Raw genomic sequence first — 24,492 nt, forward strand, 5'->3', positions numbered from 1 at the left:
GAGGAATCGAAGCGGCGTAACGACAAGGAAAACACCGGAGCCCACAGGCTTCGCGGTGCCGGGGTTTGTCAGCCTGAATCGAAACCGAAGATGCCTATGATCAAGCCACAGAAATTCGCCCGTTACTTCAAAAGCCGTTCGTGGCTGATGCTGCCGACGCTACTGGTAGTCTGTGGACTGGTGTTGTCGCTGGAATCCAGCGTGAGCCGCGCCCAGCCAGCCGATGGCGTACAGACCCTGGTGTTCCTGCGCCACGCCGAAAAACCCGCCGGAGGCCTGGGCCAGCTCAATTGCCAAGGGCTGAATCGCGCCATCGACCTGGCGACCTTGTTGCCGGAAAAATTCGGCAAGGCCGACTACGTATTCGCCGCCAACCCGACCCGGAATGTCGAAGAGGGTGAGCTGGACAATTCCTATAGCTACATCCGCCCGCTGATGACCATCAGCCCCAGCGCCATCAAGCTGGGCCTGCCGGTGAACATCGAATATTCAGCCAACGACACCAGCGACCTGGCCGATGAACTGCTGCACGACAAATACCACAACGCCACTATCTACACCGCCTGGTCCCACGGCTACTTGCCGGAACTGATCAACAAGGTCGCGGGCGAAGCGGTGGGCAAGCGGCTCAAGATCACCGATGACTGGGCGTCGAGCGATTTCGATTCGCTGTACGTGCTGACACTGACCTGGCACAACGGCAAGGCCAGCCTGACCAGCCAGAGCTACAAGCAGGGGTTGGATAATGGGCAGGAGACGTGTCCGACGTAAGCACCAGGCCACCTCTATCGACGGAACATCCATGTAGGAGCGAGCCTGCTCGCGAAAGCGGTGTTCAAGTCACTGATGGGGTGCCTGCACTGACCTCTTCGCGAGCAGGCTCGCTCCCACAGGTGGCTCGGTGTGTTGAATGATGGGTGCCGCCTCACCTGCCCCGGGCAGCGCGCTCACTCAAATATTCCAACACCGCCCCCCGCTCCCCGGCGAACTCGATCCGCCCGCCCTTCTTCTCCCGCTGGAACACGTACATCGGGTCGTAGTATTCGCGCAGCAGGCCTTCGATCCAGCCGCGATGCAAATCGACGGCACCCGTACTGGCCTGCTCGACCAGGGCCGCTTCCATGATGTCCATCAATCGCCGATGACGGTCGCCACCCAGGCGCCTGTGAATGTTGCCGAGGCTCGACAGCAGTCGCTCGGAAAACAACGAGAAACCTTCGTCGCCATGCACGTCGATGAACTCGGCACACAGGTTGATCACGTAGTCCTGCAGGATTCGCTCGACCCGCCGCTCCAGGCTGTCCTCCAGCCAGACCATCGGCACCTGCTGCATGCGTTGGTACAACGGCAGCGGGACGGCGCAACTGCCCACCATCCGACTTTCGTCTTCCAGTACGAACTGCTCGATGCCGGCCGCGCGCTTTTTCAGCACGTCCACCGCCAGCAGGTTCTCGAAATCGATGTTGGACGGCTGCCCGGTGGCGCGCTTGCCAAAGCTCGAACCGCGATGGTTGGCGCAACCTTCCAGGTCAAGCGCATTGGGCAATTGCGCCAGCACTTCGGTCTTGCCCGTGCCGGTCATGCCGCCCAGCAAGACCAGGTCGCACTGGGCTGCGGCCTGCTCGACGGTTTCGAGCAGGAAGGTCCGCATGGCCTTGTAGCCGCCGCCGACACGGGGGTAGTCGATACCGGCTTCGTCCTTGAGCCATTGCTGGACAATTTGCGAGCGCAAGCCGCCACGGAAGCAATAGAGCAACCCGTCCGGATGAGACCGGGCGAAGTCGGCCCAGGCCTGGATGCGCTGGGCCTTGGTTTCGCCGGAGACCAGCTGATGCCCCAGGACAATGGCGGCCTGCTGTCCTTGCTGTTTGTAACAGGTGCCAACCCGTTGCCGTTCGATGTCGGTCATCAGCGGCAGGTTGACCACGCCGGGAAACGCGCCCTTGATGAACTCGACGGGCGCACGGGTATCCATCATCGGACGATCATTGAGGAAGATATCGCGGTAATCAGTGATGTCGTTGGGCATCAAGACACCTCGACCGCGTGGGTCTGTCGCTCGACCAACTCGCCAATCGGCTCCAGCGCCAGGCCCAGCTCGACAGCGACCTGCAGGAACTCGCTTTCCCCTTCTGGCGTGACGGCGATCAGCAAGCCGCCGCTGGTTTGCGGGTCGCACAGCACGCGCTTGTGCAACTCCTGGACACGGCCGACCTTGTTCGCGTAGCTGTCATAGTTGCGCAACGTGCCGCCCGGTACGCAGCCCAGGTCCAGGTAATACTCGACGCCCGGCAAGCGCGGCACCGCGTCATAACGGATGCGTGCGGTGAGCTGGCTGCCATCGGCCATCTCCACCAAGTGCCCGAGCAAGCCGAAGCCGGTGACATCGGTCATCGCGGCCACGCCGTCGAGCTTGCCGAAACGGCTGCCGGGCTTGTTGAGCGTGCACATCCAATCGCGGGCCAGGCCCACGTCGGCGGCGCGCAGTTTGCCTTTCTTTTCCGCCGTGGTGAGGATGCCGATGCCCAGGGGTTTGGTCAGGTAAAGGCGGCAACCGGCGACCGCGGTATCGTTGCGTTTCATGTGGCGTTTCTGCACGAGGCCCGTGACCGCCAGGCCGAAAATCGGTTCTGGCGCATCGATCGAATGCCCACCTGCCAAGGGAATGCCCGCCTCGTCACACACCGAGCGGCCACCGCGAATCACCTCCCGGGCAATTTCCGGGGCCAGGACGTTGACCGGCCAGCCGAGGATCGCGATCGCCATCAGCGGATCGCCGCCCATGGCGTAGATGTCGCTGATGGCGTTGGTGGCGGCGATGCGGCCGAAATCGAACGGATCGTCGACGATCGGCATGAAAAAATCGGTGGTCGAGACCACCCCGCGCTCCTCGTCGATGGCATAGACCGCCGCATCGTCCCGGGAGGCATTGCCTACCCAAAGCTTGGGGTCAAGGTTCTGCGCACCGCTGCCGGCCAGAATCACTTCCAGCACCTGGGGCGAAATCTTGCAGCCGCAACCGGCACCGTGGCTGTACTGGGTCAGGCGAATCGGCTCGCTCATGGGCATACCTCTCGTAAGTCAAGGTGGGCGATTCTACCAGCAACCCCCACCGTCCACCGCCAGTCGCGATCATTCGCGACGCATCCGACGGAATTTTTCCGCCGTGGGAAGACTCACTTGAACAATAGCCGAGCCCCTACAGGAGATTGCCGATGGACCCAAGACCCGCCGCAAACAATCATCTTGATTACGGTCTCGACACGCTGTTCGGCCGCGAGACCAAAAGCGTCGACTGCCAATTCGAGGTCAAGCGTCTCGACGATGGCGAGCCGCCATGGTTTGCCCTGCATGTACGCCCGCCGCTGCCCGAGGACCTGGCGAAAGCGCAGATCGTGGTGTTCAGCGCCGAAGGCCGGCGCATCAGCGGCATCGTCCGGCGTACCGAGCGCCTGGCCGACGACAGCCTGCAACTGGACGTCGAACCGGACTGAGTTGCGCGGCTCGGCGCCCCTCGCCATCACGGAATGCGTTCGCGCTGGCATTTGATCAGCGCAGTGGAGTCTGGGGCGACGACCATGGGATGATCGGTCCTCAAGCACGACCACCCGTGGAGCATTTGAATGTCATCGCTGAGTCAAAACGCCGCCGCCCTCCTGCTGGCGGCCATCGCCAGCCTCGTCGCATTGCCTGTGCTGGCGGCCCAACCCAAGGCGGTGGAGGCGCCGGCCCAGAAGATTTCGATGCTGGGCGGCAAATTCAGCTTCAGCCTGCCCAAGGGCTTCACGGCGACGCCCTTGTCCGCCGGGGATATGGCGCAGGGGACCGGCGGGGCGTCCGGCACGATGTACAGCAATGCCACCACCCGAACGGTGGTGATCACGGCCGAAAACACCTTGGTCGACGGGGCGAATGTGAAGGACAACGACACCGCCTTCCTGGATACCACCTTCGCCGACTTCGCCGTCCAGAAAACCAAGGCCCTGCCGGACGCCAAGATCCTTGGCGAACAGAGCCTGACCCAGAAAACCACGGGCCTGGGCCTGCGTCAGCTCGATACCAAGGCCACGCAGGGTGGCGGGCCAACATTGGATACCACGTTGATCGGTGCCTCCGGCACGCGCATGGCCGTGGTGCAGATCATTTCCAGGGCCAGCGACCAGGCCGGTCATGAAGCGCTGGTGAAGCAGATCGCCAGCGGCAAGTGATGGCCTGCTGCGGTCCTGTGGGAGCGAGCCTGCTCGCGAAGAGGCCACCCAACCAATATCCTCAGGGACTGTAGTGCCGCCTTCGCGAGCAGGCTCGCTCCCACGAGGATCCGGGGTGCATATCAGGGGTTGAGCCGCTCCAGCCAGGCCCGCAGGTCCTTCACTTCCAGCGCACTGATGCTGTGGCCGAGGCCCGGGTAGGCGTGGAATTCCGGCTCCAGGGCCAGGGTCTTGAGGAATGTGTCGGCTTCGGTGCCGTCATGATAGGGAATGATCGGATCCGCCGTGCCGTGACCGATGAACACCGCCAGCGCCCTTCGCGTTTCGTCGGGTGTCAGTTCGGCCCGCAGCACCGGCAGGACCCGCCCGCCCATCGCGGCAATCCCGCCGACGGCTTCGGGGTGTCGCAAGGCGACTTCGTAGCTCATCATCGCGCCCTGGCTGAACCCCACCAGGTAGACGTTGCTTGCATCAGTCGGGTATTTGGCCCGGGCCTTGTCGATGAACTCCAGGAGCATCTGGCCGCTGGCCTTCAGGTCGGATGTGTCACCGTCGTACGCACCCTCGCCCTTTTTCGCAAACCACTGGTAGTGCCCCGGCTCCATGGCCTTGGGCGCCCGTACCGAGAGGTAGTTGTAGTGCGCGGGCAGTTCGTCCGCGAGACTGAGCAGGTCCTCTTCGTTGCTGCCCGACCCGTGCAGGAAAATCACCAGCGGCCGGTTCCCGGCCTTTTCATCGGCGCGGGCCAGGTAGTTGAGTGGCAAGTCGGTGTGCAGCGAAGGTTGAGCTTGCACGCCGACGGATACCACCAGCAGAAACAGGGCGAACGCTTTGAGCATCAGTCTTCCTCCATCATTTGATAGCCGCACGGCAACGACCGTGCGGTGAGGTAGACAGCGCTTATCAGTCGTTGATCAATTTCCCCGCCCGAATCGGCTCGCGCCCGGCGACTTTCGCCTGCCAGATGCCCGGCTGGGTGTAGCGTCCGCGATCCAGGGCGAACAATACCCCGCTGGTGCCGGCAGGAACAACGGTGACCCGGTCGTTCAACGGATCGACCACTTCGAACAGTGGATCGCCCCGCTCCACCCATTCGCCCGCTTCGCGCAAAAAGCTGACCACGCCATGGTGCGGCGCGAACAGGTACTCGGTGCCTTCGAATGGAAAACCTTCGCAGCACGCTTGCGGCGCGGCCGGCCAGTCACCGCCGATAAAGCCCTGTTCCGCCAGGAACCCCAGGATGGCTTCGCAGTTGGCTTGGGCCTGCTCCACCCGGGTGTCACCCATGCTGCCGAGTTCCAGCGTCGTCGCCAGGTTGGCCGGTGGAATCGCTGCTTGCGGAAAAATCTTCGCCAGGCGCAACCACGGCGTCGAGCAAGACTCATCGAACGAACTGCCGCCGGAATCTTCACACAGCAACGCCACGCCAGCCTTCAACCGCGCGGCCAAGGAGCGCCATTGCGGCCACTGTTGCGGCAAGGCGTACAGGTGGATCGCAGCCTCGAAATCACAGTGCAGGTCCAGGGTGACATCGGCGTCGCAGGCGTGGCGCAGTAACAGCCGGTGCAGGGCTTCGAGCTGAGACGGTGGCGGCGGGAGATCATCCAGCACCTCGATCATGGTCTGGCGAATCAAGGTGATATTGGCGGCCGGGTCATCCCCGAGGCGTTCACCGATGCGTTGCGCCACCGGGGCACTGAGCTCAACGAAGGATCGGTTGAAGTTCTTGCCGCTGCCCAGCTCGAAACGCCCCATGTGGGCACTTTGCAGGTGCTGGTCCAGGCCGATCGGATTGGCCACCGGCACGAGTTCGATCACGCCCTTGAGCAGGCCTTGGGCTTCAAGCGTGTTGAGGCGTTGTTTCAATTCCCATGCCGTGCGCATGCCGGGCAATTCATCGGCGTGCAGGCTGGCCTGGATATACGCCTTGCGCGGGCCATGGCCGTAACGAAACACGCTGAGCGAACGTTCCGTGCCCAGGTGGCTCCAGGGCAAGGTATGGTCGATGCGTTGCATAGGCTCTCCAGGTATCGGTTTCTCGACAGGCGCAGGGTAAGACAATTGCCCATGAAAAAAGTGGCCGGCCGGGTCAGCGGCGGGCCACCTGGTGACTTCAGCTATTAATGCCCGTAGACGTCAAAGGCGAAGTATTTGTCTTGGACTTTCTTGTACGTGCCGTTGGCGCGGATTTCGGTGATGGCAGCGTTGAATTTCTCGGCAAGTTCCTTATCACCCTTGCGCACCGCGATACCGGCGCCGCCGCCGAAGTATTTCGCGTCTTCATAGGTCGGCCCCACGAAGGCAAAGCCTTTGCCGGCGTCGGTCTTCAGGAAACCTTCGTCAAGGTTGACGGAGTCGGCCAGCATTGCGTCGAGGCGTCCGGCGACCATGTCCAGGTTGGCTTCCTGTTGGGAGCTGTAGCGCACCAGGTTGATCCCCGCCGGCACCAGCACCTCGGTTGCGAAGCGATCATGGGTGCTGGCGCGCAACACACCGACCTTCTTGCCCTTGAGCTCGGTCAGCGGATCCTTGACGTCGGAGCCTTCCTTCATCACGAAGCGCGCCGGGGTGTGGTAGTACTTGATGGTGAAGTCGACGTTTTTCTTGCGATCGTCAGTGATGGTCATGGATGACAGGATCGCGTCGATTTTCTTGACCTTCAGCGCCGGGATCAGACCGTCGAATTCCTGCTCGACCCACGTGCACTTGACCTTCATCTGCGCGCACAGCGCGTCGCCGATGTCCACATCGAAACCGGCCAACTTGCCATCAGGGGTCTTCATCGAAAACGGCGGATAACCCGCCTCGATCCCGAGACGGATCGGCTTGGCGTCTTCGGCCACGGCCGAGAAAGACAATACGGACAGTGCCAGGGCACCGAACATGGCTAGCTTCTTCATTTTTGCTCCTGAGTGCGCAGGTATTTATTGATCGTTATAGGCAGATTCGGAAACAGCGTTCGGTCGATGAAAACCGAAGTGGCCCGGAGTCTAGAGATGCACTCAGGAGGGGAATTACGTCGAAGCGACAAATAGTTATAAAAACACCGCTTAGAAGTCGCATAGAAGCCGCATAGAAGCTGCGTAGGAGCCGTGTAGGAGCTGCGTAGGAGCTGCGTAGGAGCTGCCGAGTGAAACGAGGCTGCGATCTTTTAAGCGGAAGATCAAAATATCAAAAGATCAAAAGATCAAAAGATCGCAGGCTCCGCCAGCTCCTACAGGCCCAGCGGGAGCAAGCGCTCAGCAATCGCAGCTGATCGCCTTTTCCGCCACGCGCTCCACGGAACCTGTCAGGCGAAAACCCTCATCGAGCCAGCCCATGACCCCGCCGATCATTTCCTTGACCGGGTAACCCAGCGTTGCCAGGCGCACCGCCGCCTTGTTCGCACCGTTGCAATGCGGGCCGGCGCAATACACCACGAACAGCGTGGCCTTGGGGTAGGCCGCCAACGCCTCGGCGGTGAGGGTCCGGGTCGGGAGATTGATCGCCCCTGGCACATGCCCGCGTTCGTAAGCCAGCGGTCCGCGCACGTCCACCAGGACAAAATCGACGGTGCCCGCCTCTTGGCTGGCATGCACATCGGAACAATCGGTTTCGAACATCAGGCGACGGCTGAAATGCTGCAGGGCGAGGTCGGATGGGGCGGCGGGCACTTCGCTAACGAGACTGGTCATGCGTGGTTACTCCGGGACAGATGAAGACTGGAACAGACTTTATCCCCCCGACGCTAACCGCTACAGTGGCGCACAAGACACTCTGTGGGAATTTTCCGCCAAATGCAGCCTGCTCCCGGCCTGGTCGCCATCCTCGCGTATGACGGCTTGTGTACATTCGAATTCGGTGTCGCGGTGGAAATCTTCGGATTGGCCCGGCCCGAATTCGATTTCCCTTGGTATGAGCACCGCATCGTCGCCGTCGACGACGGTCCGATGCGCGCCATGGGCGGCTTCCAGGTCCTGGCCGATGGCGGCATGGAGCTGCTCGACACCGCCCGGACCATCATCGTGCCAGGCTGGCGCAGCCGCAGCGAACCACCCTCCGACGCCCTGCTCCTCGCCCTGCGCCGTGCCCACGCCCGCGGTGCCCGCTTGCTGTCGATCTGCTCCGGGGCGTTCGTACTGGCGGCCACTGGATTGCTTGATGGCTTGGCAGCGACGACGCACTGGCGCTACACCGATGAACTGGCGCAAGGCTATCCCGCCATTCGGGTCGACCCGGATGTGCTGTATGTCGACTCGGGCCAACTCATTACTTCCGCCGGCAGCGCAGCGGGCATCGATGCGTGCCTGCACCTGGTGGCCCGGGATTTCGGTGCCCAGGTCGCCAATGCCGTGGCGCGCCGGCTGGTCATGCCGACACAACGCACCGGCGGCCAGGCACAATTCATTCCCTCACCGGTCAGCCGCACGCCACGCGGGGATTTGTCCAGCGTCATGCAGTGGGCCCGCGAGCATCTCCACGAACCGCTGGGCGTGCGCGAACTGGCGAGCCGCGCGGCGATGAGCGAACGGACCTTCCTGCGCCGCTTCACCCAGGCCTGCGGTGTATCGCCCAAGGCCTGGCTGCAACATGAACGCTTGGCCCGGGCCCGGGAACTGTTGGAAAGCACCGCAGACAACACCGACAACATCGCCCAGCTGTGTGGCTACCGTTCGGTGGAAAGTTTCCGCGTGGCGTTCCGCAGCGTGGTGGGCGTGGCGCCGTCGGTGTATCGGGAGCGGTTTGGCCGGGGCTGAAGATGCGCCGCGTCCGAGGCCATACCTGTGTAGGAGCTGTGTAGGAGCTGTCGAGCGCAACGAGGCTGCGATCTTTCCCCAAACACTTGAATTTCAAGCGAAAGATCAACGTCAAAAGATCGTCCGAACGCGGCCCGAGCCTTCGCCAGCGCCTACAGAGCCGTGCGGGAGCAAGCTCCCTCGCCACGGTTGGATCGAATCTGCAATCAACGCCTGCGCAGCAAGTACGTATCCATGATCCAGCCCTTCTCTTTTCGCGCCGCCTTGCGCGTGCGCTCGATATCGTCGGCCACGTCCCCCAACCGCCCGGCGATCAGCCGTTCATCTGGCGTTCCCACATAGGCGCCCCAGTAGATCCACGTATCGGGATCGCCCACGCACTGGTAGGCATCCGCGGCATCAAGCATCACCACGACGCTGGCCGCGTCGCCCACCTGCCCCGCCGCCAACCGACGTCCGGTGGTGATCTCCAGCGAACCGCCAATCGTGTTCAACGGCACTTTATGCTTCGCCGCAAGGGCCTGGACGCTGGTGATGCCGGGGATCACCTCGAATTCGAAGGCACAGCGCCCCGCGTCGAGGATCGCCTGCAGGATGCGCAAGGTGCTGTCGTACAACGATGGATCCCCCCACACCAGGAAACCGCCGTGCTGCCCGTCAGATAACTCTTCATTGATCAACCTTTCAAAGGTGGCCTGCTTCGCGCGGTTCAAGGCTTCGACGCTCGCTGTGTAGTCCGTGTCGTCGCGTTGGCGCTCGGGGCTGTAGGCTTCGACGAAACGGTACGTACGACCGACGATGTAGCGTTGACAGATTTCGCGGCGCAGATCCAGCAGCGTCTCCTTGGCGGGCCCCTTGTCCAAGAGAAAAAACACATCCACCCGGTTCAAGGCCTTCACCGCCTGCATCGTCAGGTGGTCCGGGTCACCGGCGCCGATGCCTATCACCGACAATTTCTTCATTTACGCGGGCTCCGGTAGGCGTAATCGCCAAACTTCGTTGAAGCGCAGGTCGACGAGCCCCAGCGGCTCGATGTCGATCCGGTTGAACGTGGCCATGGGACAACCCAGCACATTCACCAGCGCAGCGCGAATCACGAACGGATGGGTCACTGCCAGGTAGTGGCCCGGGGTGTTTTCCAGGGTTGCCAGCCAATCACCGACGCGGCGACACAGCCGGTTGACCGACTCACCACCATGGGGCGCGGCGTCCGGGTCGTCGCGCCAGGCTTGGAGCAGTTGCGGTTCGGTCCTGAGCAATTCATCGATGGACAACCCGCGCCAGTGGCCAAAATCGCAATCGGCCAGGGCCTGGATCGTCTGCGGCTCGGGCCCCAGCAGCGCGGCCGTCTGACGTGTCCGCAGCTCCGGCCCGCATAGCAGATGGCGGACGCTCCGGTATTCACGTCCGATGTCGGGGCGCTTCGCCAGCCAGGCGGTATCCAAGGGTTCATCCAGGCCGAAACGCGCTGCTTTCTGGGCGGCGGTGCGGCCATGGCATAACAGGGTCAGGCGAGTGGCTTGCACGCGGAATACTCGGTTTCGGGAGAAGTCATGGCAGGAACAATTCCAGATTTTCTTGTACAGCACCTTATATGAAATCAAATAATCGAGACAAAAAGGCGTAATTTCCGACACTGAAAAAAGCTGTGCCTGACATACGACGGAGCTCCAGCCAAACCCTTGTCCTACAAGGGCCCTGTAGGTATTTTCTGGCTTTTTAAACGGAACGTAAAAACCTCTGGACACGTAGCACCTGCTGCCCAAATACTATTTTGAGCGCTACGAAAGAATTCGACACTCATCCAGGCAAGGAGCACGGATGCCTCTCTCCAGAGACCAGATCACCGATCCATGCTTGGTATTGACGCCATCGGAACACCAGGTCATGCGACCGCCGCGCGATTGGGCTGTAATCGAAGTCTTTCCCAGCCTGTTGGCTGGGACCTGGTTCGCCTTTAACGCCCGGAAATTGGCCTCGACGCAGACGCTGTCATTTGCCGAGCTTTGTAAACACTATGCGTGAATCCATTGAATGTGCTGAGGCGGGCCTCTACACCAAGCCCGCGTTCCGATTGTTGCGGGAAGACTCCGATCATCCGTTGCTGCTGGTTTGCGAACACGCCAGCCGCTTCATCCCAAGCGCGCTGAATGACCTCGGCCTGGACGAAACGGCCGCCCAGGAACATATTGCGTGGGATATCGGTGCCCTGGCCCTGGCTGAACGGCTGTCCGAAACCCTCGGTGCAACGCTGCTGTCAGCCAACTACTCGCGACTGTTGATCGACCTGAATCGTCCACTACACGTCGCCGACAGCATCCCGGCCCAAAGTGAGATTTATCAGATTCCCGGCAACCAGTCCCTGGACGACGCTACGCGCGAATATCGCCAACGGTGCCTCTTCCATCCATTCCATGACCAGTTAAAGGCGTTGATCGACCAGCGCCTGGCGGATAAGCGGACCGTGCGGGTAGTGGGCATTCACAGTTTCACACCGGTGTTCTACGGCCAGCCGCGCGCCCTCGAGGCCGGGGTGTTGTTTGGCGAAGCCGGGGAATATGCCCAGCGCATCGTCGAAGGGTTGGGGCGACATTCGCTGCGGGCCGCCGGCAATCAGCCCTACAAAGTCAGCCCCCTGAGCGACATGACAGTCCCGGTACACGGCGACGGACGCGGCCTCGATTCGGTATTGATCGAAGTGCGCAATGACCTGCTGCGCAGTCCCGAATCGATACGGACCTGGAGCGCCTATCTCGCACCGCTGCTATGACGCGACGGTGATCAATTTCAGTTTTCAGCTTCAACGCGTGGACATCGACAGTGACCGTCAAGCCCGGTGCAGATCATTGGGTTCTCTGGAACAGGAGTGCAATCCATGCTGGCCTTACGTCCAGTTCAGTTATCCGATTTGCCGCAACTGCAGCAACTGGCCCGCGACAGCCTGGTGGGTGTCACTTCGCTTCCAGACGACACCGATCGCCTGCGGGAGAAAATCCTCGGCTCGTGTGCCTCGTTCGAAGCGGACGTGCAGGCACCGGGTGGGGAAAACTATTTCTTTGTCTTGCAGAACCTCGCGTCCGGCCACTTGGTGGGTTGTTCGGAGATCATCGCCAGCACCGGTTGCAACGAACCGTTCTTCAGTCTACGCCATCGGCCATTTTCCAGTGAGTCCCGGGAACTGAACATCCACCACGGCGTGCCCGCGCTGTCGTTGTGCCAGGACCTCAGCGGCCAGACATTGCTGCGCGGTTTCCACATCGACGCGACTCGCGTGCGCACCCCGGAATCGGAACTGCTGTCCCGGGCGCGGCTGATGTTCATTGGCGCTCATCCCCGGCGCTTTGCCGAATCGGTCATCACGGAAATCGTCGGTTTCAGCAGCGAAGACGGCCGTTCTCCGTTCTGGGATGCCATCGGCCAGCATTTCTTCGACCTGCCCTACACCGAGGCCGAACGCCTGTGCGGCCTGCAGAGCCGTACCTTTCTCGCTGAATTGATGCCGCAATATCCGATCTATGTGCCGATGTTGCCGGAGGCGGCCCAGGCCTGCATCGGCCGGGTGCACCCCGACGGCCAGGAGGCGTTCGACATACTCGAGCGCGAGGGTTTCGAAACCAACAGCTATGTGGACCTGTTCGACGGTGGGCCGACGTTGCACGGTCGAACCACGAATATTCGCTCGATCGTCCAGAGTCGCTCGGTCATCACCCGGCAAAGCCGAGTAATCGATGCCCGTGGGCGGTACCTGGTGAGTAACGATGGCCTCGGGGGTTATCGGGCCATCGTCGCGGACCTGGACGTCAGCGGCGAGGGCCCGGTGGCGCTGCACCCTGACATGCTGGTGGCGCTGGGGATTACCGAGGGCGATCGGGTCCGGGTGGTGAGCTTATGAAATTGATCGAATTGCATGCCGCCCCTCGACACCACGCCGGGCATGAAGCAGGAGCCGCTTCATGATCGTCCGCCCCGTCGCCCTGACAGACCTGCCTGCGTTATTGGACCTGGCCCGCTGCGCCGGCCCGGGCTTCACCAGCTTGCCGGCCAACGAGGAGCGCCTGGCGCATCGCCTGCGCTGGGCCCAGCGTACCTTTGCCGGACAAGTCGAACGGGCTGATGCCGACTACCTGTTCGTGCTCGAGGACGATGATCGGCAAGTGGTGGGCATCAGTGCGCTGACCGGGGCCGTCGGTGTTCGCGAACCCTGGTACAACTATCGCGTCGGCGTGACGGTCAGCTCGGCGCCTGAACTGGGCATCCATCGGCAGATCCCGACATTGTTCCTCAACAATGAAATGACCGGGCAATCGGAAATCTGCTCATTGTTCCTGCGGCCCGAGCAGCGCCGTGGCCATAACGGCCGGCTGCTGTCCTTGGCGCGCTTGTTGTTCGTCGCTGAGTTCCCCACCCTGTTTGGCAAAAAGCTGATTGCCGAACTGCGCGGCCACGCCGATGCACTGGGCCGCTCGCCTTTTTGGGACAGCCTGGGAAGGCACTTCTTCCAGAAGGATTTCAGCTACGCCGATCAGTTGTCCGGCATGGGTAACAAATCATTCATCGCCGAATTGATGCCGCGTCAGCCGCTGTACACCTGCCTGCTCACCGAACAAGCCCAGGCGGTGATTGGCAAGGCTCACCCCAACACCGAACCGGCCTTGAAAATCCTCAGTGCCGAGGGTTTCGCCCATAAGGGATACATTGATATTTTCGACGGTGGCCCGGTGGTCGAAGCGCCGGTGTCGAAGATCCGCAGCGTGCGCGACAGCCAGTCGCTGACGCTGGTGATCGGTACACCGGACGAACAGGCGCCGATCTGGCTGATTCACAACCGACGCCTGGAAAACTGCCGTGTTACCAGCGCCCGTGCCCATCAGCACGGCCATAGCCTGCTCGTCGACCGCGTCACCGCCAAACGCCTGCAAGTGCAGCCGGGTGATACCGTACGCGCCGTGCCATTGCCCAGGCTGGGGCAACAGGCGGTGGCGGCGTAAGCCGTGTGTGCCCGGGTACCGCGTTCCCGGACGGCGGGCCCTGGCCTGATGCCATAACGGCATCGCCTATACCTATTGGTCATCATCTTTGCGCTTGCCACGTGATAGCCTTTGGATCTTCCGGCGTTGACATTTTTGCTCAAGCCTTTCCATTCCATTGGTGGAATTCATATGTCCAGGCTCTCCCATCAAGATTTGCGTCGCAATTTTCGCCAACTGCTGGCTTCCAAGACCTGCTACCACACCGCCTCGGTGTTTGATCCAATGTCGGCGCGTATCGCCGCCGACCTGGGTTTCGAAGTAGGCATTCTTGGAGGCTCGGTGGCGTCGTTGCAGGTGTTGGGCGCACCGGACTTCGCATTGATCACCCTCAGTGAATTTGCCGAGCAGGCGACTCGCATTGGCCGCGTGGCCCAATTGCCGTTCATTGCCGACGCCGACCATGGCTACGGCAACGCACTGAACGTGATGCGTACCATCATCGAACTCGAGCGCGCTGGCGTGGCTGCGCTGACCATCGAAGACACCTTGCTGCCAGCCCAGTTTGGCCGCAAATCCACCGACCTGATCAGCGTGGCCGAAGGCGTCGGCAAGATCCGCGCGGCATTGGAGGCACGGGTCGATTCGGAGATGGCGATCATTGCCCGCACCAATGCCGGGATCCTGCCGGTCCAGGAAATCATCAGCCGCACCCGGCAATACGAACGGGCCGGCGCGGACGGCATCTGCATGGTGGGCGTGCAAGACTTCGAGCATCTGGAGCAGATCAGCGAAAACCTGAACGTCCCCTTGATGCTCGTGACCTATGGCAATCCCTTGCTGCGGGATGATAAACGCCTGGCCGAACTGGGCGTTCGCGTCACGATCGATGGCCATGGCGCTTATTTCGCCGCGATCAAGGCCACCTATGACAGCCTGCGGGAGCAGCGCCAGATCTTCACCCAGGCATCAGACCTGAGCGCCACCGAACTGACCCACACCTACACCCAGCCCGAGGAATATATCCGTTGGGCCGAGGAGTACATGAGCGTCAAGGAGTGAGCTGATTCGCTGTCCAGGCGGCCGCGATCGCGAGCAGGCTCGCTCCCACAGTGGATTTGCGATTCCCCTGGGAGCGAGCCTGCTCGCGATCGCGGTGTCAGCGTGAATGAGCTTCAGCGCCCACTGCGCAACATCTCCTTGGGCACATATTTGCCGATCTCGAACTTGCCGATAGCAGCGCGGTGGACTTCATCCGGGCCGTCGGCCAGGCGCAAGGTGCGTTGCATGGCATACATATAGGCCAGCGGGAAATCGTTGGAAACCCCGGCGCCGCCGTGGATCTGGATCGCCCGGTCGATGACTTTCAAGGCCACGTTAGGCGCAACGACCTTGATCTGGGCAATTTCACTCTTCGCCACTTTATTACCGACGGTATCCATCATGTACGCCGCCTTCAAGGTCAGCAGGCGCGCCATGTCGATTTCCATCCGCGAGTCGGCGATCTTGTCGATGTTGCCGCCCAGGCGCGCAAGCGGCTTGCCGAATGCGGTACGGCTGACGGCGCGCTGGCACATCAATTCCAAGGCGCGCTCGGCCATGCCGATCGAGCGCATGCAATGGTGGATCCGCCCCGGGCCCAGGCGCCCCTGGGCAATTTCAAAGCCACGTCCCTCACCCAGCAGGACATTTTCGTACGGCACCCGCACGTTATCGAACAGCACTTCGGCATGACCGTGGGGCGCATCGTCGTAGCCGAACACCGGCAATGGCCGGACGATTTTTACCCCGGGGGTGTCCACCGGCACCAGGATCATCGAGTGCTGGGCATGGCGTGGCGCGTCAGGGTTGCTCAAGCCCATGAAGATCAGGATCTTGCAGCGCGGATCGCAGGCACCTGAAGTCCACCACTTCTTGCCGTTGATCACCCATTGATCGCCATCGCGCTCGGCGCGAGCGGCCATGTTGGTGGCGTCCGAAGAGGCGACGTCCGGCTCGGTCATGGCGAAGGCCGAGCGGATCTCGCCCCGCAGCAGCGGCTCAAGCCAGCGTTGTTTCTGCTCTTCATTGGCGTAGCGCACGAGGACTTCCATGTTGCCAGTGTCCGGCGCCGAGCAGTTGAACGGCTCCGGCCCCAGCAACGAACGTCCCATGATCTCCGCCAGCGGCGCGTATTCCAGGTTGGTCAGGCCGGCACCCAGTTCGGATTCCGGCAGGAACAGGTTCCACAAGCCCTCGGCTTTCGCCTTGGCCTTGAGTTCTTCCATGATGGCCGTGGGCTGCCAGCGATCACCTTCCGCTACCTGCCGCTCGAACACCGCTTCAGCCGGATAAACGTAGGCATCCATGAACGCCGTGACGCGCTCGCGCAGTTCCTGAACCTTGGGGGAGTAGGCAAAATCCATCGGCAGCACCTTCTGGCAGAGGTTGTTTTTAGGTCATGGTATCGATGCTAGTTGAGCTACGAAAATTTACCTAACCTATTCTCGGCGTGTATTAACATTCATCACCGATATATGGTTCACTGATTCGCATTGCCACCCGGCACCTCATACAAGCCCAAGAATAAGAGTGCAGCGCCATGAATCTGAGCAAGGTCGACCTCAACCTTTTCATTGTCTTCGATGCCATCTACACCGAAGCCAACCTGACCCGCGCCGGGCAGATCGTCGGTATCACTCAGCCGGCCGTGTCCAATGCCCTGGCGCGCTTGCGCGAGACCTTCAACGACCCATTGTTCGTGCGCACCGCCCAAGGGATGGTGCCCACGCCGATGGCCCAGAATATTATCGGGCCGGTGCGCAACGCCTTGTCGCTGCTACGGGTGTCGGTGCAGGAAAGCCGGATCTTCAATCCGCTGCAAGCCGTCAAGACCTACCGCATCAGCATGACCGACCTCACCGAAGGCGTGATCCTGCCGCCGCTGTTCCAGCGCTTGCGCCGACTGGCGCCGACCGTGGCCATCGAGAGTTTCCTGTCCAAGCGCCGGGAAACCACCAAGGAACTGGCCGCCGGGCGCCTGGACTTCGCGGTCGATGCGCCGCTCAACACCGATCCGCAGGTGCGCCACGTCAAGTTGTTGGAAGACCGTTACGTGTGTGCCATGCGCAAGGGCCATCCTTTGGCAGGCAAGGAGAAGCTCAGTCTTGACGATTACCTGGCCCAGACCCATGTGCATATTTCCAGTCGCCGCAACGGCCTGGGTTATGTCGACCTGGCCCTCGGCAAGATAGGCATCCAGCGCAAGATTGCCCTGCGCTCGCAACATTATTTGATGGCTTCCCAAGTGCTGCAGCAGACCGACATGGTCATGACGGTCCCGGAACGTTTTGCCCGGCGTCACGAGCTGCATGCGGTCCACGTGCCCGTCCATGATGTCCCGCCGGTGGAAACCCATCTGTACTGGCATGAGAGCACCGACCAGGACCCGGCCAACCGCTGGATGCGCGAGCAGATGATCGAGCTGTGCCAGCAGGTAACGGCCCATGAGAAGAAGCTCGACAGGGTCTAGCAGGCCATAAATTGTGGGAGCGAGCTTGCTCGCGATTGCGTCGGCACATTCGATATTTCCCTGGCTGACACACCGCTATCGCGAGCAAGCTCGCTCCCACAAGTCCGCCGGATGTCATGCAGGCGCTCTTATCTTGACGTGAACGTCAACCTGCCTTTAGCTTAGCGCCAACCTCTTTCGTTTCGAGCGCTTCCATGAGCAGCCAGACCTACAGCATCTCCGACCTCGCCCGCGAATTGGATATCACCACCCGCGCCATCCGCTTCTACGAAGAACAGGGCCTGTTGAGCCCGGAGCGCCGTGGCCAGGAGCGTGTCTACTCACCACGGGACAAGGTCAGCCTGAAACTGATCCTGCGTGGCAAGCGCATTGGTTTTTCCCTCGCCGAGTGCCGCGAGCTGATCGAACTGTACGACCCCAGCAGCGGCAACCAGAAACAACTCCACAGCATGCTGGCGAAAATCGCCGAGCGTCGTGAGCAGCTCGAACAGCAGTTACTGGATATTGAACAGATGAAGCTGGAGCTCGACACCGCCGAGGAACGCTGCATCCAGGCGCTGGAACAGACGATCAAGGGCGAGGAAATCGTCCAGTAACACAACAGTAACCCTGTGGGAGCGAGCTTGCTCGCGATGGCGGTGTATCAGTCAATATCAATTTTGTCAGTTATACCGCTATCGCGAGCAAGCTCGCTCCCACAAGGGTCCCATCATCGTCCACGATGTTCTGCAACCCACTACAGGTCAACCCCATGTCCCTTCCCTCCTTTGTACGCCTGATCGAAGTCGGCCCGCGCGACGGCCTGCAGAATGAATCGCAGCCCATCAGCGTCGCCGACAAGGTACGCCTGGTGGATGCACTGAGCGCTGCCGGCCTCGGTTACATCGAAGTCGGCAGCTTTGTCTCGCCTAAATGGGTGCCGCAGATGGCCGGCTCGGCCGAAGTCTTTGCGCAAATCCAGCGCAAGCCCGGCGTGACGTATGGCGCCTTGGCGCCGAACCTGAGGGGTTTTGAAGACGCGCTGGCAGCAGGCGTGAAAGAGGTCGCAGTGTTCGCCGCCGCGTCCGAAGCGTTTTCCCAGCGCAACATCAATTGCACCATCAAGGAAAGCCTGGAGCGCTTCGCTCCGATCATGGAGGCGGCGAAGCGCAACGGTGTCAGCGTGCGCGGCTACGTGTCGTGCGTGCTGGGTTGCCCTTACGAAGGCGAAGTCAAACCTGAGCAAGTGGCCTGGGTCGCCCGGGAGTTGTACGCAATGGGCTGCTATGAAGTGTCCCTGGGCGACACCATCGGCACCGGTACCGCCGGCGCGACGCGCAGGATGTTCGAGGTGGTGAGCGCCGACGTGCCTCGGGACAAACTTGCGGGACATTTCCACGACACGTACGGCCAGGCCCTGGCCAACGTCTACGCCAGCCTTCTGGAGGGCATCGCCGTGTTCGACAGTTCCATCGCAGGCCTGGGTGGCTGCCCTTATGCCAAGGGTGCCAGCGGTAACGTCGCGACTGAAGACGTGCTGTACCTGCTCAATGGCCTCGGCATCGAGACCGGCATCGACCTGGACGCGCTCATCGCCGCGGGCCGGCAGATTTGTGACGTGCTCGGCCGTCCGACCGGTTCGCGCGTTGCGAAAGCGCGGCTGGCGCAGTGAGGTGTTACCGCCCCGTTTGTAACGGGGGTGAAACGAGTAACACGGAAACAATTTGTCAGGGTTTCGCCGAGTGAATTTTCTGACAAAAAATACAACTCGTTGATTTATATAGATTTTTTAAAGTTGGCACGGCACCTGCTATATCTCCTGCATAACAAGAATAAAAAAAAGCGACAAACCCAATAAAAACAAGACGAAACGACTCTGACATAACAAAAACAACACGGCAGAGACGCAGCTAACAGATTTTTTTGGAGAAGATGTGCTTTTCAGGGTGCTTCCAGGAGCAACCCGCAACCGGGCAGAGAACAATAAAACTACCTTCAGGTAGCTCCCGAATCGGTTGGATCGCCAGGCGAAAAAGCAGATCAGCGCTCAAAAAAATACGTTTGCTCTTGATCCCGGATGGGGATCGCCAAAAACAGCGGTAAAGGGCCACGGCTGCCAAAAACAACAACAGGCCGCCCCTCAATAATAAAAAAAGAGCACGCGACGACAAAATTAAAGGGGAGCTTCGGCTCCCCTTTGTGCTGTCCGGGATTTGGTTTTGTGTCGGAGCGGGCTTGCTCGCGAAGACGGCGGCACAGTCGACATCTATATATTGCCTGGTACACCGCTTTCGTCGGATCGCCGCCCGGAGCAAGCTCGCTCCCACAGGGGATCTTGCTCAGCCTTCGTTACCGCGCAGTTCTTCAATGCTGATTTCACGCATGCGAAATTTCTGGATCTTACCGGTGACCGTCATCGGAAAATTTTCGACGAACTTGAAATGACGCGGTGTCTTGAAGTGGGCAATGCGCTCCCTGCACCAGGCCTGCAGTTCCTGCTCGGTGGCACTGTGGCCGGGATGGAATTTGATCCACGCGACGATCTCCTCGCCATAACGCGAGCACGGAATACCGATCACTTGCACATCGGCCACCGCGGGATGGGTGAAGAAGAACTCTTCCAGCTCGCGGGGATAAACATTCTCTCCGCCGCGGATGATCATGTCCTTGTTACGCCCGACGATGCGCACGTAGCCCTGCTCGTCCATGATCGCGAGATCGCCGGTGTGCATCCAGCCTTGCGAATCGATCGCCTCGGCGCTGCCCTTGGGATTGTTCCAATAGCCGAGCATTACGCTGTAGCCCCGCGTACACAATTCCCCGATGGTCCCGCGGGGGACGATATCGCCCGCCGCGTCGATGATCTTGCTTTCCAGTTGCGGCTGGGTCCGTCCCACGGTGGTCACGCGCAATTCCAGCTCATCCGCGGGACCGGTCTGCAACGACACCGGGCTGGTTTCCGTCATGCCGTAGGCAATCTGCACCTCAGCCATGTGCATCTCACTGATGACCCGCCGCATCACCTCGATGGGACAAGTGGCCCCAGCCATGATTCCGGTGCGCAGGCTGGACAGGTCGAAATCCCCTCGCTGTGGCTGGTCGAGCATGGCGATGAACATCGTGGGAACGCCATACAGCGCCGTGGCTTTTTCCTCGGCCACGGTACGCAGGGTCAGTAAGGGGTCGAAGGCATCGCTGGGGTAGATCATGGTGCTGGCGTGCGTCACGCACCCCAGGTTGCCCATGACCATGCCGAAGCAGTGATACAACGGCACCGGGATCACCAGCCGATCGTCAACGCTCAGGCCCAGGCTTTCGCCGACCATGTAACCGTTGTTGAGGATGTTGTGGTGGCTGAGGGTCGCACCCTTGGGAAATCCCGTGGTGCCTGAGGTGTACTGGATATTCACCGGCTGATCGAAATGCAGGCTTCCCTGGCGCTCGGCCAGTTGCCCCGGCGACACCGCAGCGCCGAGGGCGGCCATCTGCGACCAGGGCAAAAAGCCCGAGGGCGGCGGCGAATCGAGGCTGATCACACCACGCAAGTCCGGCAGGCGCTCGCTTCGCAATTGCCCGATCGACTGCTCGGCCAGCTCCGGTACCAGCGCTTGCAACATGGCGTGGTAATCCGAGGTCTTGAACGACCCCGCGCACACCAGCCATTGGCAACCGGATTGCTTGAGCACGTACTCCAGTTCGGAGGCGCGATACGCCGGGTTGATGTTGACCAGGATCACGCCGATCTTCGCGCTGGCGAACTGGCTGATGCACCACTGTGCGCAATTCGGTGCCCAGATACCGAGGCGATCGCCGACCTGCAAGCCCAGCGCCAGGAAGGCCCGGGCGTGCAGATCGACCGCTTCGGCCAGTTCTCGCCAGCTGTAGCGCAGTGACTGGTGACGAACCACCAGCGCCTCGCTGTCAGGGAATTGGTCGACAGTCTGGTCGAACGCCTGGCCGATGGTCTGCGCGAGCAAGGCCTTGGCCTGGGAACCGCGGGTGTAGCTGAGTTGCGGGTGAGAACCGGGTTGATCCATGACGCGCCCTCTTGTTTTTATTAATGGGTGTATCGGTGAATCTCATGCAAGAGCGGCCTTACTCTCGCCCAAGTTGACGTTAACGTAAAGAGCGATTGACAGCCATTCGTCACAAGCTTACGTTAACGTAAAGGTGAGAGCCGCCACGCAGCTCCCCAGACCCGACAAAAAATCCAAAAGGTGTCCCATGAGCTACCCCTCCCTGAATTTTGCCCTCGGCGAAACCATCGATATGTTGCGCGACCAGGTGCAGTCCTTCGTCAAGGCAGAGCTGGCACCTCGGGCTGCACAGATCGACATCGACAACCTGTTCCCCGCCGACATGTGGCGCAAGTTCGGTGACATGGGCCTGCTGGGCATCACCGTCCCCGAAGAGTACGGCGGCGCCGGCCTGGGCTATCTGGCCCATGTCGTCACCATGGAAGAAATCAGCCGCGGCTCGGCCTCGGTCGCCCTCTCCTACGGCGCCCACTCCAACCTGTGCGTCAATCAGATCAACCGCAACGGCAACCATGAGCAGAAGAGCAAGTACCTGCCCAAACTGATCAGCGGCGAGCATATCGGCGCCCTCGCCATGAGCGAACCGAACGCCGGCTCCGACGTGGTTTCGATGAAGCTTCGGGCCGACAAGCGTGGCGACCACTACGTGCTCAACGGCAGCAAGACCTGGATCACCAACGGTCCTGACGCCAACACCTACGTCATCTACGCCAAGACCGACCTGGAAAAAGGCCCGCATGGCATCACCGCGTTCATCGTCGAGCGCGACTGGAAAGGCTTCAGCCGCAGCAACAAGTTCGACAAGCTCGGCATGCGTGGCTCGAACACGTGCGAGTTGTTTTTCGATGACGTCGAAGTGCCTGAGGAAAATATCCTCGGCGTGCTCAACGGCGGCGTGAAAGTGTTGATGAGCGGCCTCGACTACGAGCGCGTGGTCTTGTCCGGCGGACCGACCGGCATCATGCAGGCGTGCATGGACCTGATCGTCCCGTACATCCACGACCGCAAGCAGTTCGGCCAGAGCATCGGCGAGTTCCAGCTGATCCAAGGCAAAGTCGCCGACATGTACACCCAGCTCAACGCCAGTCGCGCCTATCTGTACGCAGTGGCGCAGGCGTGCGAGCGCGGTGAAACCACCCGCAAGGACGCTGCGGGGGTGATCCTCTACAGCGCCGAGCGCGCCACGCAAATGGCCCTTGATGCGATACAGATACTGGGCGGCAACGGCTACATCAACGAATTCCCGGCTGGCCGTCTCTTGCGTGACGCCAAGCTGTACGAAATCGGCGCCGGCACCAGTGAGATCCGTCGCATGTTGATTGGCCGCGAACTGTTCAACGAAACGAAATGAATTTCGTCAGCTACAAGCGACAAGCTTCGAGCGCCAAGAACATTGCGCGCTGGCTTGAAGCTTATGGCTTGAGGCTCAAAGCTGCTACGGAGTAGCCATGATTCTGCACACTCAGCTCAACGCTCGCTCACCGGAGTTCATCGCCAATCGCGATGCGATGCTCGGACAAGTCGAGGCCTTGCGCACCTTGCTCGCTCATGTCCAGCAAGGCGGCGGGCCCAAGGCCCAGGAGCGGCACACATCGCGGGGCAAACTGCTCCCGCGCGAGCGCATCAATCGCTTGCTGGACCCAGGCTCGCCGTTCTTGGAAATCAGTCCGCTGGCGGCTTACGAAGTCTATGGAGAAGAGGTGCCGGCAGCCGGTGTGATCGCCGGCATCGGTCGCGTGGAAGGTATCGAGTGCATGATTGTCGCCAACGACGCGACGGTCAAAGGCGGCTCGTATTATCCGCTGACCGTGAAAAAACACCTGCGCGCCCAGGCCATCGCCCAACAGAACCGCCTTCCCTGTATCTATCTGGTGGATTCCGGCGGCGCCAACCTGCCGCGCCAGGACGAAGTGTTTCCCGACCGTGAGCACTTTGGCCGGATCTTTTTCAATCAGGCCAACATGAGTGCCCAGGGTATCCCGCAGATTGCCATAGTCATGGGCTCCTGCACCGCCGGTGGCGCGTATGTGCCGGCAATGGCGGACGAGGCAATCATGGTTCGCCAGCAGGCGACGATCTTCCTCGCCGGCCCGCCCTTGGTAAAAGCCGCCACCGGCGAAGTGGTCAGCGCCGAGGACCTGGGCGGCGCCGATGTGCACTGCAAGATCTCCGGCGTGGCTGACCACTACGCCGACAGCGATGAGCACGCCTTGGCATTGGCCCGCCGCAGCGTCGCCAACCTCAACTGGCGCAAACTCGGCGAGCTGCAGCAGCGTGCGCCCATCGCCCCGCTGTACTCGGGCGACGAACTGTACGGCGTGGTTTCGGCCGACGCCAAGCAACCGTTCGATGTGCGGGAAGTCATAGCACGCCTCGTCGACGGCTCGGTATTCGACGAATTCAAGGCGCTCTTCGGAACGACCCTGGTGTGTGGCTTCGCCCACCTGCACGGTTACCCGATCGCCATCCTCGCCAACAACGGCATCCTGTTCGCCGAGGCCGCGCAGAAAGGCGCGCACTTTATCGAACTGGCATGCCAGCGTGGGATTCCCCTGCTGTTCCTGCAAAACATCACCGGCTTCATGGTCGGCCAGAAATACGAAGCCGGCGGAATCGCCAAGCACGGCGCAAAACTGGTGACCGCCGTGGCCTGCGCCCGGGTGCCGAAATTCACCGTGATCATTGGAGGCAGTTTCGGCGCGGGCAATTACGGCATGTGCGGCCGTGCCTACGATCCACGGTTCCTGTGGATGTGGCCGAATGCGCGGATCGGCGTGATGGGCGCCGAACAAGCCGCCGGCGTGCTGGTGCAAGTCAAGCGCGAACAGGCCGAACGCGGCGGACAGCCGTTCAGTGCCGCCCAGGAAGCCGAGATCAAGCAGCCGATTCTCGATCAATACGAGGAACAGGGGCACCCCTATTATTCCAGCGCGCGGCTGTGGGACGACGGCGTCATCGACCCGGCGCAGACCCGCGATGTACTGGGCCTGGCCTTGTCCGCGTCGCTGAACGCGCCCATCGAATCGAGCCGCTTCGGCGTGTTCAGGATGTAAC

23 protein-coding genes are annotated in these 24,492 nt (G+C 61.2%); 13 read left to right on the forward strand and 10 right to left on the reverse strand.

Annotated features, from left to right (window positions below):
* The first annotated feature begins 96 nt into the window (after positions 1 to 96).
* Positions 97 to 771: a histidine phosphatase family protein gene (locus M8Q45_RS14790; RefSeq protein WP_249877335.1), complete on the forward strand. Its 675-nt coding sequence runs from the start codon at positions 97 to 99 to the stop codon at positions 769 to 771.
* 154 nt (positions 772 to 925) lie between these two features.
* Here the strand turns inward: M8Q45_RS14790 and mnmH are convergent, their stop codons facing one another.
* Both mnmH and selD read right to left on the reverse strand, forming a co-directional pair.
* Complete coding sequence (gene mnmH, locus M8Q45_RS14795) at positions 926 to 2,029, reverse strand: tRNA 2-selenouridine(34) synthase MnmH (protein WP_249875357.1); 1,104 nt, start codon at positions 2,027 to 2,029, stop codon at positions 926 to 928.
* The gene (gene selD / locus M8Q45_RS14800; RefSeq protein WP_249875358.1) at positions 2,029 to 3,063 is read right to left on the reverse strand and encodes a selenide, water dikinase SelD; all 1,035 of its coding nucleotides are present in this window, start codon (positions 3,061 to 3,063) and stop codon (positions 2,029 to 2,031) included. The genes mnmH and selD overlap by 1 nt, the downstream gene beginning before the upstream one ends.
* A gap of 152 nt (positions 3,064 to 3,215) precedes the next feature.
* Between selD and M8Q45_RS14805 the strand changes: the two genes are divergently transcribed.
* Both M8Q45_RS14805 and M8Q45_RS14810 read left to right on the forward strand, forming a co-directional pair.
* Positions 3,216 to 3,494, forward strand: coding sequence for a hypothetical protein (locus M8Q45_RS14805; RefSeq protein ID WP_249875359.1), 279 nt, complete (start codon positions 3,216 to 3,218; stop codon positions 3,492 to 3,494).
* 129 nt (positions 3,495 to 3,623) lie between these two features.
* The gene (locus M8Q45_RS14810; RefSeq protein ID WP_249875360.1) at positions 3,624 to 4,208 is read left to right on the forward strand and encodes a DcrB/PsbP domain-containing protein; all 585 of its coding nucleotides are present in this window, start codon (positions 3,624 to 3,626) and stop codon (positions 4,206 to 4,208) included.
* 122 nt (positions 4,209 to 4,330) lie between these two features.
* On the opposite strand, the gene M8Q45_RS14815 is transcribed toward M8Q45_RS14810, so the two are convergent.
* From M8Q45_RS14815 to M8Q45_RS14830, 4 genes are all read right to left on the reverse strand, one after another.
* Entirely contained in the window at positions 4,331 to 5,047 is a 717-nt protein-coding gene (locus tag M8Q45_RS14815) for an alpha/beta hydrolase (RefSeq protein ID WP_249875361.1), read from the reverse strand.
* Positions 5,048 to 5,111: 64 nt separating this feature from the next.
* On the reverse strand, positions 5,112 to 6,224 hold the full coding sequence (locus M8Q45_RS14820) for a succinylglutamate desuccinylase/aspartoacylase family protein (protein WP_249875362.1): 1,113 nt from the start codon (positions 6,222 to 6,224) through the stop codon (positions 5,112 to 5,114).
* A 104-nt stretch (positions 6,225 to 6,328) separates the two neighbouring features.
* Positions 6,329 to 7,108 (reverse strand): L-arginine-binding protein AotJ, encoded by a 780-nt coding sequence (gene aotJ, locus M8Q45_RS14825; protein ID WP_181286807.1) that lies wholly within the window; start codon positions 7,106 to 7,108, stop codon positions 6,329 to 6,331.
* Between the two features lie 339 nt (positions 7,109 to 7,447).
* A complete protein-coding gene (locus M8Q45_RS14830; protein WP_249875363.1) occupies positions 7,448 to 7,882 on the reverse strand; it encodes a rhodanese-like domain-containing protein in 435 nt (144 codons plus the stop codon).
* 102 nt (positions 7,883 to 7,984) lie between these two features.
* Between M8Q45_RS14830 and ftrA the strand changes: the two genes are divergently transcribed.
* On the forward strand, positions 7,985 to 8,944 hold the full coding sequence (gene ftrA / locus M8Q45_RS14835; protein WP_249875364.1) for a transcriptional regulator FtrA: 960 nt from the start codon (positions 7,985 to 7,987) through the stop codon (positions 8,942 to 8,944).
* A gap of 206 nt (positions 8,945 to 9,150) precedes the next feature.
* Here ftrA and cobF read toward each other — a convergent pair whose 3' ends face one another.
* Both cobF and M8Q45_RS14845 read right to left on the reverse strand, forming a co-directional pair.
* Positions 9,151 to 9,906, reverse strand: a complete 756-nt coding sequence (gene cobF / locus M8Q45_RS14840; protein WP_249875365.1) for a precorrin-6A synthase (deacetylating) — start codon at positions 9,904 to 9,906, stop codon at positions 9,151 to 9,153.
* The gene (locus tag M8Q45_RS14845; RefSeq protein WP_249875366.1) at positions 9,907 to 10,470 is read right to left on the reverse strand and encodes a histidine phosphatase family protein; all 564 of its coding nucleotides are present in this window, start codon (positions 10,468 to 10,470) and stop codon (positions 9,907 to 9,909) included.
* Between the two features lie 491 nt (positions 10,471 to 10,961).
* On the opposite strand from M8Q45_RS14845, the gene M8Q45_RS14850 reads away from it, so the two are divergent.
* From M8Q45_RS14850 to M8Q45_RS14865, 4 genes are all read left to right on the forward strand, one after another.
* Complete coding sequence (locus M8Q45_RS14850; protein WP_249875367.1) at positions 10,962 to 11,714, forward strand: N-formylglutamate amidohydrolase; 753 nt, start codon at positions 10,962 to 10,964, stop codon at positions 11,712 to 11,714.
* A 105-nt stretch (positions 11,715 to 11,819) separates the two neighbouring features.
* Positions 11,820 to 12,836: an arginine N-succinyltransferase gene (locus M8Q45_RS14855; RefSeq protein ID WP_249875368.1), complete on the forward strand. Its 1,017-nt coding sequence runs from the start codon at positions 11,820 to 11,822 to the stop codon at positions 12,834 to 12,836.
* A 61-nt stretch (positions 12,837 to 12,897) separates the two neighbouring features.
* Entirely contained in the window at positions 12,898 to 13,932 is a 1,035-nt protein-coding gene (gene astA, locus M8Q45_RS14860) for an arginine N-succinyltransferase (protein ID WP_249875369.1), read from the forward strand.
* Positions 13,933 to 14,103: 171 nt separating this feature from the next.
* A complete protein-coding gene (locus tag M8Q45_RS14865; RefSeq protein ID WP_181286815.1) occupies positions 14,104 to 14,973 on the forward strand; it encodes an oxaloacetate decarboxylase in 870 nt (289 codons plus the stop codon).
* 113 nt (positions 14,974 to 15,086) lie between these two features.
* On the opposite strand, the gene M8Q45_RS14870 is transcribed toward M8Q45_RS14865, so the two are convergent.
* A complete protein-coding gene (locus M8Q45_RS14870; RefSeq protein ID WP_030140077.1) occupies positions 15,087 to 16,316 on the reverse strand; it encodes an acyl-CoA dehydrogenase in 1,230 nt (409 codons plus the stop codon).
* A gap of 176 nt (positions 16,317 to 16,492) precedes the next feature.
* On the opposite strand from M8Q45_RS14870, the gene M8Q45_RS14875 reads away from it, so the two are divergent.
* The 3 genes from M8Q45_RS14875 to M8Q45_RS14885 all read left to right on the forward strand — a co-directional run bounded on the left by M8Q45_RS14875 (position 16,493) and on the right by M8Q45_RS14885 (position 19,073).
* Positions 16,493 to 17,422 carry a LysR family transcriptional regulator gene (locus tag M8Q45_RS14875; RefSeq protein ID WP_249875370.1) on the forward strand — a complete coding sequence of 310 codons (930 nt, stop codon included), beginning with the start codon at positions 16,493 to 16,495 and terminating at the stop codon, positions 17,420 to 17,422.
* A gap of 194 nt (positions 17,423 to 17,616) precedes the next feature.
* Positions 17,617 to 18,018 carry a MerR family transcriptional regulator gene (locus tag M8Q45_RS14880; RefSeq protein WP_030140075.1) on the forward strand — a complete coding sequence of 134 codons (402 nt, stop codon included), beginning with the start codon at positions 17,617 to 17,619 and terminating at the stop codon, positions 18,016 to 18,018.
* 155 nt (positions 18,019 to 18,173) lie between these two features.
* A complete protein-coding gene (locus M8Q45_RS14885; protein ID WP_249875371.1) occupies positions 18,174 to 19,073 on the forward strand; it encodes a hydroxymethylglutaryl-CoA lyase in 900 nt (299 codons plus the stop codon).
* 667 nt (positions 19,074 to 19,740) lie between these two features.
* Here M8Q45_RS14885 and M8Q45_RS14890 read toward each other — a convergent pair.
* On the reverse strand, positions 19,741 to 21,438 hold the full coding sequence (locus M8Q45_RS14890) for an AMP-binding protein (protein ID WP_249875372.1): 1,698 nt from the start codon (positions 21,436 to 21,438) through the stop codon (positions 19,741 to 19,743).
* 187 nt (positions 21,439 to 21,625) lie between these two features.
* Between M8Q45_RS14890 and M8Q45_RS14895 the strand changes: the two genes are divergently transcribed.
* Both M8Q45_RS14895 and M8Q45_RS14900 read left to right on the forward strand, forming a co-directional pair.
* Entirely contained in the window at positions 21,626 to 22,789 is a 1,164-nt protein-coding gene (locus M8Q45_RS14895) for an isovaleryl-CoA dehydrogenase (protein WP_249875373.1), read from the forward strand.
* Between the two features lie 97 nt (positions 22,790 to 22,886).
* On the forward strand, positions 22,887 to 24,491 hold the full coding sequence (locus tag M8Q45_RS14900; protein ID WP_249875374.1) for a carboxyl transferase domain-containing protein: 1,605 nt from the start codon (positions 22,887 to 22,889) through the stop codon (positions 24,489 to 24,491).
* Position 24,492 lies beyond the last annotated feature (1 nt).

Origin of the sequence: Pseudomonas sp. T1.Ur (genome assembly GCF_023516725.1) — a bacterium.
Lineage (GTDB): Bacteria > Pseudomonadota > Gammaproteobacteria > Pseudomonadales > Pseudomonadaceae > Aquipseudomonas > Aquipseudomonas alvandae.